The 12,974-nt window shown below is 38.7% G+C and carries 12 protein-coding genes; 6 read left to right on the forward strand and 6 right to left on the reverse strand.

Going from position 1 to position 12,974, the window contains the following annotated elements; genetic code table 11:
• Positions 1 to 57 precede the first annotated feature (57 nt).
• On the forward strand, positions 58 to 390 hold the full coding sequence (locus tag QNM16_RS10030; protein WP_284020340.1) for a ribonuclease E inhibitor RraB: 333 nt from the start codon (positions 58 to 60) through the stop codon (positions 388 to 390).
• Positions 391 to 440: 50 nt separating this feature from the next.
• On the opposite strand, the gene QNM16_RS10035 is transcribed toward QNM16_RS10030, so the two are convergent.
• The 3 genes from QNM16_RS10035 to pyrC form a co-directional block, all read right to left on the reverse strand.
• On the reverse strand, positions 441 to 2,180 hold the full coding sequence (locus QNM16_RS10035; RefSeq protein ID WP_284020378.1) for a DNA repair helicase RadD: 1,740 nt from the start codon (positions 2,178 to 2,180) through the stop codon (positions 441 to 443).
• Between the two features lie 349 nt (positions 2,181 to 2,529).
• On the reverse strand, positions 2,530 to 2,835 hold the full coding sequence (locus tag QNM16_RS10040; RefSeq protein WP_237138848.1) for an H-NS histone family protein: 306 nt from the start codon (positions 2,833 to 2,835) through the stop codon (positions 2,530 to 2,532).
• A 701-nt stretch (positions 2,836 to 3,536) separates the two neighbouring features.
• Positions 3,537 to 4,577, reverse strand: a complete 1,041-nt coding sequence (gene pyrC, locus QNM16_RS10045) for a dihydroorotase (protein ID WP_284020341.1) — start codon at positions 4,575 to 4,577, stop codon at positions 3,537 to 3,539.
• 308 nt (positions 4,578 to 4,885) lie between these two features.
• Between pyrC and QNM16_RS10050 the strand changes: the two genes are divergently transcribed.
• Positions 4,886 to 7,261, forward strand: a complete 2,376-nt coding sequence (locus QNM16_RS10050) for an EAL domain-containing protein (protein WP_417709687.1) — start codon at positions 4,886 to 4,888, stop codon at positions 7,259 to 7,261.
• 88 nt (positions 7,262 to 7,349) lie between these two features.
• Here QNM16_RS10050 and QNM16_RS10055 read toward each other — a convergent pair whose 3' ends face one another.
• A complete protein-coding gene (locus tag QNM16_RS10055; RefSeq protein ID WP_284020343.1) occupies positions 7,350 to 7,439 on the reverse strand; it encodes a hypothetical protein in 90 nt (29 codons plus the stop codon).
• Between the two features lie 1,041 nt (positions 7,440 to 8,480).
• Between QNM16_RS10055 and QNM16_RS10060 the strand changes: the two genes are divergently transcribed.
• From QNM16_RS10060 to QNM16_RS10070, 3 genes are all read left to right on the forward strand, one after another.
• A complete protein-coding gene (locus QNM16_RS10060; RefSeq protein WP_284020379.1) occupies positions 8,481 to 9,368 on the forward strand; it encodes a LysR substrate-binding domain-containing protein in 888 nt (295 codons plus the stop codon).
• A 48-nt stretch (positions 9,369 to 9,416) separates the two neighbouring features.
• Positions 9,417 to 10,181, forward strand: coding sequence for a YdcF family protein (locus tag QNM16_RS10065; protein WP_284020344.1), 765 nt, complete (start codon positions 9,417 to 9,419; stop codon positions 10,179 to 10,181).
• A 161-nt stretch (positions 10,182 to 10,342) separates the two neighbouring features.
• Positions 10,343 to 10,711, forward strand: a complete 369-nt coding sequence (locus tag QNM16_RS10070) for a hypothetical protein (protein ID WP_284020345.1) — start codon at positions 10,343 to 10,345, stop codon at positions 10,709 to 10,711.
• A 69-nt stretch (positions 10,712 to 10,780) separates the two neighbouring features.
• Here QNM16_RS10070 and QNM16_RS10075 read toward each other — a convergent pair whose 3' ends face one another.
• On the reverse strand, positions 10,781 to 11,245 hold the full coding sequence (locus QNM16_RS10075; protein WP_284020346.1) for a GNAT family N-acetyltransferase: 465 nt from the start codon (positions 11,243 to 11,245) through the stop codon (positions 10,781 to 10,783).
• 55 nt (positions 11,246 to 11,300) lie between these two features.
• Positions 11,301 to 11,972, reverse strand: coding sequence for a glutathione S-transferase family protein (locus QNM16_RS10080; RefSeq protein WP_336620300.1), 672 nt, complete (start codon positions 11,970 to 11,972; stop codon positions 11,301 to 11,303).
• A 105-nt stretch (positions 11,973 to 12,077) separates the two neighbouring features.
• Between QNM16_RS10080 and QNM16_RS10085 the strand changes: the two genes are divergently transcribed.
• Positions 12,078 to 12,926 carry a LysR family transcriptional regulator gene (locus QNM16_RS10085; RefSeq protein WP_284020347.1) on the forward strand — a complete coding sequence of 283 codons (849 nt, stop codon included), beginning with the start codon at positions 12,078 to 12,080 and terminating at the stop codon, positions 12,924 to 12,926.
• Positions 12,927 to 12,974 lie beyond the last annotated feature (48 nt).

Raw genomic sequence — 12,974 nt, forward strand, 5'->3', positions numbered from 1 at the left:
TTTTATTTCACCTAGGATAACGGACAATATACATAATTTTACTAATTGAGTGATGATATGCAATTTCCTAACGATGACAATGGTCAGCTGTTATCTGAAATAGCCGCAGCAGGCGTCGACCTGTCGCAAATGCAAAATATTGATTTTTACATCTTATTTGAGCAAAAGCTGAATGCAGAACGCTTTATTGAGACAATTGGCAAAGATGAACTCGCACCAAAAACACAATTGGGGAAATGTCCTGACACTGGAGTTTGGGAAGTCTTAACCACAGTCACAATGGTGCCAGCACACGAGTTATTAAGTCAAACGGAACAATATCTAGAGTCTATTGCAAACAGTCACGAAGGATATGGTGATGGCTGGGGTTTAATGGCCGACGAAGAGTAAACGCTCTAGTAAGTCGCAGTAACACTGAGCTGCGACTTCTCTATGTCCTCTTAGCTTTTATCTGCGACCCTAAACCCGCCTTTGTAATCAAAGATTTTTTCAACTATTTGCCATCCGTATTTCTTATGCTGTTTAGCAATTACAAAATCAGGTGCAGTCAGTAAAGTAATATCCACATCATTAGCGCTTTTCCAGTTATTAACTTGCTCACCGGATTTAAGCCTTTTTGCAAAATTTTTGTGGAAGTAAAATTTACTGCCTTTGTTTGAAAAATCGTAAACCTCGCTGGCTTCAGCACCATCTTCATCAAAGTAAGATACTTTTAGCACATTCGATTTAATGACTTCAGCCGTCATACCACTGCAACGTAAGACTAAGGCATTCTTTAGGTTCAATGCGTCACGTAATTTATCATCTGGATCAGCCATAATCTCACCACAGCTATGACACTGCCTAGCTGCAATATCATTCTCAGCACCACAGTGATCGCATTCTTTAAATCTAAATCGATAGTCGCATTGCAGTGACTCACCTTCAGCTTCATTTTCCAAGATCCCTTGGCACCTTCTACCGAAATGTTCGACCACCTTGCCTTGCTCATCCAGTTTACCCCAGAACGTATTTGCAAAACCGCAACCAGGACACAATACTTGAACAGGTTCACTATCAGGGTTAGGTTTCACCGAGCCAACTTCAGGATAAAAAAGATCAAAGTCATTACCTGCATAATCGATCACTAAGCAGTCTTTTTTCCCCGTATCCAAACGCAAGCCTCTGCCAACAATTTGCTGATATAAACTCACTGACTCTGTAGGCCTTAATATGGCGATAAAATCGACATGGGGAGCATCAAATCCAGTAGTCAGTACTGACACATTTACCAAAAACTTGATTTCTTTATTTTTAAATTTAGTAATGATGTCATCACGCTGTTTATTATCTGTATCACCTATGACCAACTCAGTTTCATCACATGGTAAATAACGAACAATTTCCTTTGCATGTAAAACCGTAGCAGCAAATATCATAACGCCTTTACGGGAATGAGATTCACTTAATACATGGTCAATAATACTTTTTGTCGCGCGAGTATGAGAGCTTAGTAAACTATTCATATCGCTTTCACTAAACCGCCCTAAGCTATCTGGTTTCAAAGCTGAAAAGTCATAGTTTTCTACGGCTGGGTCCACTTTTTTAGGTGGAGTCAGATATTCATTGCTAATCATATAACGCAATGGTAATTCATATATACATTTATTAAATGGGCTCTCTTTATCTCCACGAACGAAGCCATGATAGTGTTCATGGTAGATCCATCCTAATCCGAGACGATAAGGGGTCGCTGTTAAGCCAAGTATTTTAAGGTTTTCATTAAACGTTTTTAAACGTTTCATTACCTGCATGTACTGGCTATCTTCTTCACCACTGACACGATGGCATTCATCAATTATTACCAGTGAATAAAATGTATTTAGTTGCTCTAAATTTCGAGCCAAAGACTGAACTGATGCAAAGGTGACCTGTTGATCAAGGTCTTTTTTATTGAGTCCTGCAGAAAAAACACTCGCTTTTAACCCATAACTCTCATATTTTTGCGCGTTTTGTTCGACCAACTCTTTTACATGGGTGAGTACTAAAATCTTGCGTTTAGCCACTCTGGCAAGCTCAGCAATAACAAGACTTTTTCCAGCTCCAGTGGGCAGTACTATCACTGCAGGTTTGCTGCTTTTCCTAAAATGGATAATGGTGTTTTCTACGGCTTCTTTCTGGTAGGGTCTAAGCGTGTAAATAACGCACCTCTAGTCACCTCTTCTCATAGTTTAAAGTATACCACCAATTACATAACATGAACTATTACAAAACAATGCAGTATATAAACTCAGTATGCTATCACTTAACAAAACCCATAACAGGTACAAAATAGTATACTTGTAATTAATATAGGTAATTACTTCGAGGTAAAATATAAAAATAAAAAATTAAAATAAAGATAGAAAAAACTGAAAAAGCGTAAATATTTGGAAAAGAAGTATCAATCAATGTATTTGAAGTGTGAAGCTGGTAAGGCGCATTAACAGCCTTACCAACTTAAAGGAATAGTCCTTTTCAATTTAGAAAATGATTAAAAATATTTTATAATTATATCTTATAATCATCTAAATTTACGTTTGCGAACGCTTTAGGTGTTTTACCGCGTCCGGTCCACTCATGTACTTTCCCATCGATTTCGATTCGATATTTCGGACTGACTTTGCTGCGCTTGTCCATAGCACCAGAACCAACTAAGTCATCTAGCGTTAATCCCTTTTCTTTTAGTAAAGCTAATACTTCTTCTTTTGCTTGCGCTTGCTCTTGTTGTTGAGCAATTGCTTCTTGAAGAAGTTCATGTGCTTTAGTTAGATCACTGAAGCTAGCATTTTTAATAAAAGATTTTATTTCACGCATTAGATTTCTCTCATAAAGTGTTGATTACAATTTTCATTGAAGTATTAAAAAGCTCTAATACTGAGAGTATATTATATTTATATAATTTCAAATTAATAGCCATTATTTAATAAGATTATGTTTTATTTAAAAAAGGTACATTTTAACTTCATACAATATCAGCATTAATTTTTTTCATTTAGGCGAACAAAGCAAACAATTAAGTGCATGTTTAAAAAGAAATAATTTAAATTAAGCTAGGTAAAAACCAGTATTATCCTAATAAAAATTTCAACTTTCTTAACTCACCTAATCTTAAACTTCGTAAGTTATCAGACCACTTTTTAATACTTTTTCTAGTCTAAAATACCCAACTCACTGCACAGCTGAATTAAAAAACTGGCAAATACGTCAGTGAATAGCTTCAATTTAGCTCGGGCTGAGCTTCCCTTTAGTAACCGTGCATAAAAAAGAACAACAAATGGCAAAATGCAAAAAATGCACACTATCTATTACCCCAACCTTTGTAACTTAAAAAAATGATGAGTACAGGAAATATACGTAAGTAAGAGTTACAGCCATGAGCTTTATTTACACATATAAACTACTCAGCCCTCCTCCTCAGCCAAATGAAATACAAAATAGTTTAATTTTCAGGCTTTTTTAACGTAAAAAAGGCTGCAATTGCAGCCTCTATTATCTATAAAATTGATAATTAATCGTTATTCTACGACTTGCCAATCTATCGTTCCACCAGCCTTAATTGGCACTACAGTGGTATCTCCAAGCGGGTATGATTCTGGTACTTGCCAAGGGCTTTTCTCTAAAGTAATAGTATCTTTATTGCGCTCCAGCCCATAGAAGTCAGGTCCAAATAAACTAGCAAACCCTTCTAACTTATCCAAAGCCCCCGCTTCTTCAAATGCTTCAGCATACAATTCAATTGCTGCATGAGCAGTATATGCACCCGCACACCCACACGCAGCTTCTTTTTTATCTTTTGCATGAGGTGCTGAGTCTGTACCTAGGAAAAACTTTTTACTACCACTTGTTGCAGCATCTATTAATGCTTGCTGGTGAATATTTCTCTTCAAAATAGGCAAACAGTAATAATGTGGTCTTATTCCACCTGCAAGCATATGGTTGCGGTTATATAAAAGATGGTGGGCGGTAATTGTCGCCGCAACATTATCAGGTGCAGACTGAACGAACTCCACTGCATCTTTTGTAGTTATATGTTCTAATACAATTTTTAAACTTGGAAATGCATCAACAATTTTTGCCAATTTTGTTTCAATAAATACTTTTTCTCTATCAAAAATATCAATAGATGAATCCGTCACTTCACCGTGGATTAATAACAGCATTCCTACTTCTTGCATCGCCTCAAGTGCTGGAAAAACATTTTCAATATCCGTTACACCTGAATCAGAGTTTGTTGTAGCACCTGCTGGATAAAGTTTTGCAGCAAAAATATGGCCACTCGCTTTTGCCTTTCTAATCTCATCAGGGGTTGTCTTATCAGTCAAATACAAAACCATTAAAGGTTCAAAGCCATCTTTTGGCCCTGCAGCCATAATACGATCTCTATATGCGAGCGCAGCGTCAGTACAAGTCGCAGGAGGTACAAGATTAGGCATAATGATAGCGCGTCTCATGTATCGGCTGATATCGCGAACGGTGTCTTTAAGTACTGCACCATCTCTTAAATGTACGTGCCAATCGTCTGGGCGAGTAATGGTAAGGGTCTGATTACTTGTCATTGCTAATTTCCACTGCTGAATTTGCCCGATCATAGGCCCTGTCAGGCCTTTAGTAAAGCTATTCACGTATTTTGTAAGCCTGAAAATAGAGTACCTTCACCACTAACATTTCTAAACCATAACTATAGAATTAATAATAAACCTCTACAATATATAGGATTTTTCAAAATACCTTCATGCAAGTACCTCAATAGTGGACGAGTTGTGCTTTTTTTTTTACAGTGCCACATCTACTTTTTTACAACATAATTTGAGATTACATTGTTATGTAAGATAACGTACGATCTATGTCCAACCGAGTATTGCCTATGCTGTCAGAAAAAAAACTAGAATCAAAAACAGAACAGTTGAGCATTATCAATCAATTTTCATTATCTTTATTACAGATAACGCACCTAGAAGAGCTCTTTGAATACGTCACTTCACAGGTAGTAAAGCGCTTAGGTTTTGTCGACTGTGTAATTTACCTTGCAGACCAAGACAACACATATTTAGAAGCAGTTGCCAGTATGGGGGTTGCTCAGCACAGCGAACGCTATGAAGTGGCTCAAAAAACCATGCCTATTGAAGCTGGGATCACTGGGCATGTCGCTCGAACTAAAAAACCTTTTATATCGGGTGATCTCTCTATTGAACCTCTATATATTGCAGATTCTCGCCCTGCATTATCGGAATTATGTGTCCCATTAGTTTATAAGGAGCATTTGATAGGTGTAATCGATTGTGAACATCCAGAGCAAGACTATTTTACTTCCAGCCATTTGCAAATTTTGTCCACCGTAGCTCATTTATTGAGTGCAAAAATACACCAAGTTCGTACGGTTGATCACCTCACTGCAACAGTTTCTCAACTTAATGAAGCGCAACTAATCGAAAAATGTATCTTAAACATTGCCAATATTACCTACCACTCTCAAGAGCTTGATACATTCTATGATGAACTATATAAAATCATAAACACAGTGCTCCCTGCCAGCAATTGCTTTATCGGCATCTATGACACAAAGCAGGATATGCTTGAGATTGAATACTTGATTGAAGACGATAATAAATGCCTAGCTCAGCAAAAAGTGTCGAAGTCTCAGCTAAAACACACAGCTTCTTATTATGTAATAAGAACACAATCAGCCTTGCTGTGCGATCGTCAGCAGTTTCAAGAGCATGTTAGGCAAGGACATTTTGAAATGATAGGCCGCTCTCCAGAAGCTTGGCTTGGAGTACCATTCGTAGTTAATGACCAATATCAAGGTGTGATCGTCTTACAAAGCTATAAGCAACTAGAGACATTTAATCGCCAGCACTACACTATTTTGACCTATATCAGTAGGCAGATCAGCATGGCAATTGATCGACGCTTAGCGAAACAAGCCCTTGAGCACCGAGCACTGCATGACGACCTTACTGGACTTGCCAATAGGTATTTGTTAATCGAGAGGATGAAACATGCCATTTTATCACTTGGGCGACAATCTCAATCCAATATTCACTGCCTTATATATCTAGATTTAGACAGGTTTAAAAGTATCAATGACTCTCTTGGTCATGATGTTGGTGATCGCTTTTTAATTGCAATTGTAAATGCTTTACAGAAATGTATCCGAAAAACAGATACATTTGCCAGGTTGGGAGGTGATGAATTTGCTATTTTTATGGAAAATATCCAAGATGAAGAGCAGGTAACTAAAGCTTTACAGCGTTTGACACTCGCGATTGCAAACCCATTTGTCATTGATACCCATGTATTGCAAGCATCGAGCAGTATTGGCGTAGCGTTTACTGAAAATGACTCAGACAGTGCTATTACTCTACTGCAGCAAGCGGATGCAGCCATGTATGAAGCAAAATCAGCCGGCCGTAGCCAAATTCGCTACTTCAATAATGCCATGCGCAGTAAATTAAAACATCAAGCCGACATAGAAAATGATTTGCAACATGGGATCTCTAATCAAGAATTTGAGCTTTTTTTCCAGCCAATTTTCACGCTCAATCAACCCCGTGTAGTAAGTTTTGAATCACTCGTCCGTTGGCATCACCCTAAAAATGGATTAGTAGCACCGGATAAGTTTATTCCTATCGCAGAGAGTACAGGTCAAATTATCGAGCTAGACCGACATATTTTGACCCTTGCAGCCAAGCAATTATCATTGTGGAGAGAACAAGGGATGCCCGAGGTAAAAGTTACCGTCAATGTATCCTCTCGACACTTCGCAAGCTTAGAATTTATCACGCTAATCGAGCAGTTGTATGCACAATATGATTTAAGAAAAGGCAGCTTATGTTTAGAGATCACTGAATCCGGATTAATTGAAAACCTCACCCTAGCAACAAAGATAATTAACGGGATCACCCCATTAGGTGTTCAACTTTATTTAGATGACTTTGGCACTGGATATTCTGCATTGGGCTACCTACATCAATTACCGATCCATGTACTAAAAATAGATAAAAGTTTTGTAGAGCAGCTTTGCACAAGAGATAGTCCACTGATTGATGCCATTTTATCACTGGCTAAATCACTCAAATTACAAGTCGTTGCAGAGGGCATCGAAACGCCAAAGCAATGGGCAAGGCTAAAGCGAAAAGGCTGCCAATTCGGGCAAGGCTACTTGGTGTCAAAACCTATGCCTAGTAATAAAGCAATGGCTTTTCTTCAGGCTCAACAGCAAAGCACCATTGACTCATAAGTGAAAAATGAAACAAGCAGCTTTGGCTGCTTGTTATCAAAAAATGTTCTTATGCTAGCCCCTCTCGTAGCTCTCTTTGTCACTATAATCAAAGCGCTGCACGTGCTTCTTCCAAACCACGTGTCTCTAATCCACAATCAGCGTTCATCCAAAACTGTTCACTTGGAGTTTTAGCCACCAAATTTTTCTATCAGCCATTACAATTTCACTTAAAGATAATAATTTATTTTTACGCAATAAAATATCTGACACAATGAGAGCCGTCTTCTCTGAAACCCAATCGAATGCACACCGCCCTCGGCATAATCAGCAATGTAGACAGAATAATGTGCAGTACAGCTAAAAAATTAATAACAGTACTTTCACTACCTGATTAGAAAACTTATTGAAACTTTTATGTAATACAGTTCAATACCCTTGCTATAGCTCAAGTGATAAAATAGCTCCATCAATCTGCACCAACGCAATATTGTATTTAACCTGTTGAGCCAAGGATTGTTGATAAACTAGTAATAATTGAACGAGTGTGCTTACTTTATTAAACTCACCCCCTATACACTTGGCTCAATGTAGATATGCCACTGGACACAGTAAAACCGACCTTCCCCACTTTGGATATAAGACTACGAGTTACTATGAATAAAGTGTCTAATTGAACGCTTCTTTCTGTACATTTCTGATGACGTGCGAGCACAGACCCAGCTATCAAAGGTGGCATTTAAACAAGGTCATGCCAAGCAAAGTTACCAATAGATTAAACCTCAACGTATTATTCCGATTTCAAGTCACCGTTCTGTATGCGAGTTTCGAACCACTAGGCTAAAAACCTACTGGGTTATTTCACCAACCCGATAACTTTCAAGTATACACTTTAATTCGCAGCTATTCTCAATGTGAAGAAAATCTAAATTCTGAATAATAACCACTACATAACACCCCAACTTAGACACCTAGACATCCAAAGAACCAGCTCTAAAGTCGAATTTTCTCAACTAATCGAACCGAAAATTCAACATGAGCAAAATTAATTTGTATTTTTTTTAAAAAAAGTTAAATAAATAATGACAACGCTGTCAAAAATAGTGTTATAGTGATTTAGTGAAATTTTGAACAATCGCTGATGGAATTATAGACGTCTAGACGTTGAATAGCCGGATAGTACAGCGTAATATGGATGTAATCTGAGTTTTACTCACGTTTAGAATGAGATTTATTAATGATGATAGACATTAAGCACTTAAAAACCATTGCTACCCTGAAAGATACTGGATCACTGGTGAACACTGCACGTGAGTTATTTTTAACTCAGTCTGCTTTGTCTCATCAAATTAAAGACCTAGAAAATAAGTTAGATTGCCAGTTATTTGAAAGAAAAACCCAACCAGTCAGGTTTACACCACAAGGCATGTTATTACTTGAACTTGCCAGTGAAGTGTTACCAAAAGTAGAAGCGACTAAATGCAGGTTGAAAGAAAGTTTAAATCAACCGATCTCCCAATTAAAACTCAGTGTTGAATGCCACGCTTGCTTTCACTGGTTATTACCAACAATTAAAGAGTTCAATAACTTCTGGCCAGATATTCGAGTCGATTATGAGCAAGGTTTTAGCTATGATGCGATACCAGAGCTGCTAAATGACGATCTTGATATTGTCCTGACTTCGGATATTAGAGAACCTGATCAACTTGAGTATGCCCACGTTTTTGACTTTAAGCTCAAACTCATTGTTGCGCCTGATCATGAACTAGCGAAGAAGGCTTATGTAACGGCTCTAGACTTAAAAGATGAAACTATCATTTCTTATCCGATCCCGAGAGAGCGTCAGGATATCTTCAAGCACTTCATACAAAATGCACGATTTGATGGCACGCTTAAATCAGTCGATCAAGGCCTACTAATTTTTCAACTTGTTAGTGCTGGTATGGGTGTGGCAGCGCTACCTGATTGGCTCGTCACCCCTTATGAAAGCCAGGGGCTAATTAAATCTATCCCATTGGGTGCACTGGGTTTGAGTCGTCCCATGTATCTTGCAATGAAAAAGAGTATGAAAGATAACCCTGTTTATCGACACTTTTTAAATACGTGCAAGCAATCTATTAGCCGATAACTGGTAGACAGGTTAAACTAGCTCTAACTGGGATAGTTAGAGCTAATTATGTTTGAACTTAAAAAAATCATCGGCAGCTTGCTCATGCCGCTACCTGCTTCGCTGATCTTTATCTTCTTATTACTGTTAATCATATCCAAAACGAATAAAAAGAGCTTTGTACTGTGTTTAAGCTCGGTCGTTGCACTTTGGTTGATAAGTACACCATATGTTGCGGATCTCATAATAACGCCAAAAGAACAGTCAATCTCTCTATTTTCTGAACAGCAACATAACAAAGTGGATGCCATTGTCGTACTGGGTAGCGGACTTCACCCAAATACTAAGCTCGCTGCCAATCAACAACTATCTAGTACTGCATTAGCGCGATTAGTCGAAGGAGTGAGGCTTGCACATCAATATCCGCAGGCAAAATTAGTTGTTTCAGGTGCCGGATTTAACAATACTACCAGCAGTGAATTAATGGCAAAAACAGCGCAAGCATTAGGTATCAGTTTGCACCGTATTCGCCAAAACCCAAATGCCTATGACACGGCAGATGAAGCTAAACTATTGGCCCCAATGCTTGTGGACAGTAATGTTGTTCTGGTCACATCAGCCAGTCACATGTCAAGAGCACAAGATCTATTCTCAGCGCAAGGCATAGACACACATTCCTCACCTGTCGAAATATATGGGTTCAGCACAGTCCCCTTTTACCGCCAGTTTATTGCATCAAGTTATGTATTGCAGGCAATAACAACCTATACTCATGAGTGGATAGGACAACAGTGGATCACTTTAAGGCGTATGCTGGATAGTGAATCTCTATAGCTTAATATGTAATAAAAAAGCAAAAATTGCATAAAGTTAGACCTAATGAAACTTGAATCAGCGCTTAAAAACGCAAAAAATTGAAAAATTGCTCAAAAATAGGTATAAATGGCGTTTATTCTTAACCTGCGTATCCACGTACAACACGACTGGAATCTACGATGAGTAAACTTGATAAGACTGAAGTTCTAAGCGCGTTTGAAGCTGCTTATGAAGCTGTGAATGGCAAAAAGCCTGAAATCACGATCAAACCAGGCTGGTACAGCATTGATGGTGGCAAAAATATGCGCCTAGCTGATGTCGCTGCACTAACCGAAGAGCTAACTTCAGGCACAGCTGGTGCAAGCGAAGAAAAGCCAGTTAAAAAACCTGCTGCTAAAAAAGCAGCCCCTGCGCCAACAGCAAAGACGAAAACTGCGGCCTTTACAGTTGTTACTGCAAATGAAGAAGGCTACAAAGCAGAAGAAGCTTGGATTGTAGAGCTTGCTGAGAAAGACCACGATTGTCGTCTTCCTCGTGGTGTTGTTTAAACACTGACAAACTATGGTGCCACATAACCATGCTGGCACCATATTTTCTATTCCAATAATTTACGCTAACTAGCATTTAAAGCGTTGTCTAGTAACCTCTCCCCAGTATTCATCTTCATACTTGTCTTCAGTTAAATCCAAACCTGGAAACATGGTGATTGCACTGCGCCAAAACTTAGTGGCATAGTCGGCACCTGCAATTTGTTTAATTGTCCAACTTCCTGGTAAGCGCTGCCACAATGCATGGGCAAATTGAGTGCCTAACTTCGCCTTTCTAAATACAGGAACAATATAAAACTCAGCAACTTCATAACTTTCGGCAACATCACTATAAATTGCTGCAAATCCAGCAGGTACGCCTGATTCATAGCATATAAAAGCAGATACATTACTATCCGCAATATCGGTATCTAATTCAAACATCCCATCAGCTAAGGGCTTTTTTTCAGTTAACCTAGAAAACTCAGCTTCATAAGCCTGTGCTAAATTTAAATAAATTGCTCGATTACACTCTTCAATAGCAACGATTTCCATTTCTCATTCCCCTTCGCTAAAATTTTCATTAGTCTAGCGTAAAATTGGGTTAAAATTATGGACCCTTAGAGTCGGTATTTACTCCAGTCTCATTGCATTGAACAATGTCCTCCTCTAACAAAGCTTGGTCCCGCCAGCGTGAGAGCACAGGGCAAGCCAGTACCTGTTTCACATACTTTTGTGCACAGGCGTTTAATTCAATGCCATAAGTATCGAATCGTAAACAAACAGGCGCAAACATCGCATCAACCATCGACCAATCACCAAATAGCCAGTCACCCTTTTGTTTATAGCGCTGCATTTGTTCGGTAAAAATTATCTCTACTCGCTGAATGTCTTTAAGTATTTGCGAGTTAACTTCAACATGACGTTTGGCTCTAATATTCATCGGCATGGCATTTTTCAATGATCCAAAGCTGCTGTGTATTTCAGCACATAAAGCACGTGCCCGCGCTCTCTCAGACGCATTTTTAGGTAGCGCTCTGCCAAATAGATAAGATTCATTGATATATTCTAAAATAGCAAGAGACTCCCAAACAGTCACATCGCCATCAACTAATACAGGGACTTTTTGTGTCGGGCTTACTCCTTCTAACGCCTGATAAAATGACTCAGTAGCTAAGTTCAGTTTTATTTCCTCATAATCTAAGCCATATTTTTCCAGTAATAACCATGCTCTCAAAGACCATGTAGAATAGTTTTTATTGCCAATATATAACTGCATCATATCTCCCTAATCTCAATTTATGTGTGCAATTACATTCATCCTAAGTTGTAATTCATGCTAAAACTAACGGATAATTTAAATACAACACATCAGAATAATTGATAGATGGATATAGACGCATTAAAAAGTTTTCTCGCCTTTGTAGAAACAGGCAGTTTTAGTAGAACAGCCATACAAATGCATAGAACCCAATCTGCGATCAGCATGCAAATGAAAAGGCTCCAGCAAGATGTAGGGCAAACGTTATTTATCAAAAAAGGACGTAATTTACATTTAACAGCTGAAGGCGTCGCACTCGCTGGATACGCAAAAAAAATAATCCAGTTACAGCAAAGTGCCCTGACTAATTTGCGTTCCGCGACACCAAAAAAGCTTCTGCATCTGGGATGTCCTGATGATTATGCTGAATCAGTCTTGCCTGTTTTGATTAAGTTGTTACATCAGCATATCGCGCATTTAGAATTACACGTAACCTGTGCATCAAGCCCAAATCTGCAGTCACAACTAGATAAAGGGCTTATTGATATTGCCATCATTACCCGTAGTGCAGATTCTGAACAAGGCTTTTTGCTTTGTCAGGACAAAGGGGTTTGGATCGGTGCAGAGCAAACTCAATTATTAGAACAGTCCAGCTTGCCCCTTGCTGTATTCCAAAAAGAATGCCGATTTCACCAAGCTGCCACAGAGGGCTTAATGAAACAAAATAGGGCTTTTCATATCATCGCGTGTTCGGGCAGTGCCAGTACATTGCGTGGGTTAGTCAAACACGACCTCGCAATCAGTGCTATGGCTAGTCTGAGTCGTAACGATCTAGCTGTATTACATGACCCAAGACTCCCTTTATTGCCAAATATAGAAATTGCATTAGTCAAACATACTGGTACGAATGCGGTGATCTCTGAAGTTCAACTTGAACAAGTATGCCAACAATTTCAACACCAGTTTCAGTACTAGATGTTATCTCACGCACATTCTCACTAAGCCTTACACTTTTTGACAACG

This window comes from Pseudoalteromonas umbrosa (genome assembly GCF_030125375.1).
GTDB classification, from domain to species: domain Bacteria; phylum Pseudomonadota; class Gammaproteobacteria; order Enterobacterales; family Alteromonadaceae; genus Pseudoalteromonas; species Pseudoalteromonas umbrosa.

Coding starts and splice junctions, on each gene's coding strand:
- QNM16_RS10070 (WP_284020345.1), top strand. CDS start 10,343: ATGAGTAAACTTGATAAGACTGAAGTTCTAAGCGCGTTTGAAGCTGCT.
- QNM16_RS10080 (WP_336620300.1), bottom strand. CDS start 11,972: ATGATGCAGTTATATATTGGCAATAAAAACTATTCTACATGGTCTTTG.
- QNM16_RS10030 (WP_284020340.1), top strand. CDS start 58: ATGCAATTTCCTAACGATGACAATGGTCAGCTGTTATCTGAAATAGCC.
- pyrC (WP_284020341.1), bottom strand. CDS start 4,577: ATGACAAGTAATCAGACCCTTACCATTACTCGCCCAGACGATTGGCAC.
- QNM16_RS10050 (WP_417709687.1), top strand. CDS start 4,886: ATGCTGTCAGAAAAAAAACTAGAATCAAAAACAGAACAGTTGAGCATT.
- QNM16_RS10075 (WP_284020346.1), bottom strand. CDS start 11,245: ATGGAAATCGTTGCTATTGAAGAGTGTAATCGAGCAATTTATTTAAAT.
- QNM16_RS10065 (WP_284020344.1), top strand. CDS start 9,417: ATGTTTGAACTTAAAAAAATCATCGGCAGCTTGCTCATGCCGCTACCT.
- QNM16_RS10085 (WP_284020347.1), top strand. CDS start 12,078: ATGGATATAGACGCATTAAAAAGTTTTCTCGCCTTTGTAGAAACAGGC.
- QNM16_RS10040 (WP_237138848.1), bottom strand. CDS start 2,835: ATGCGTGAAATAAAATCTTTTATTAAAAATGCTAGCTTCAGTGATCTA.
- QNM16_RS10060 (WP_284020379.1), top strand. CDS start 8,481: ATGATAGACATTAAGCACTTAAAAACCATTGCTACCCTGAAAGATACT.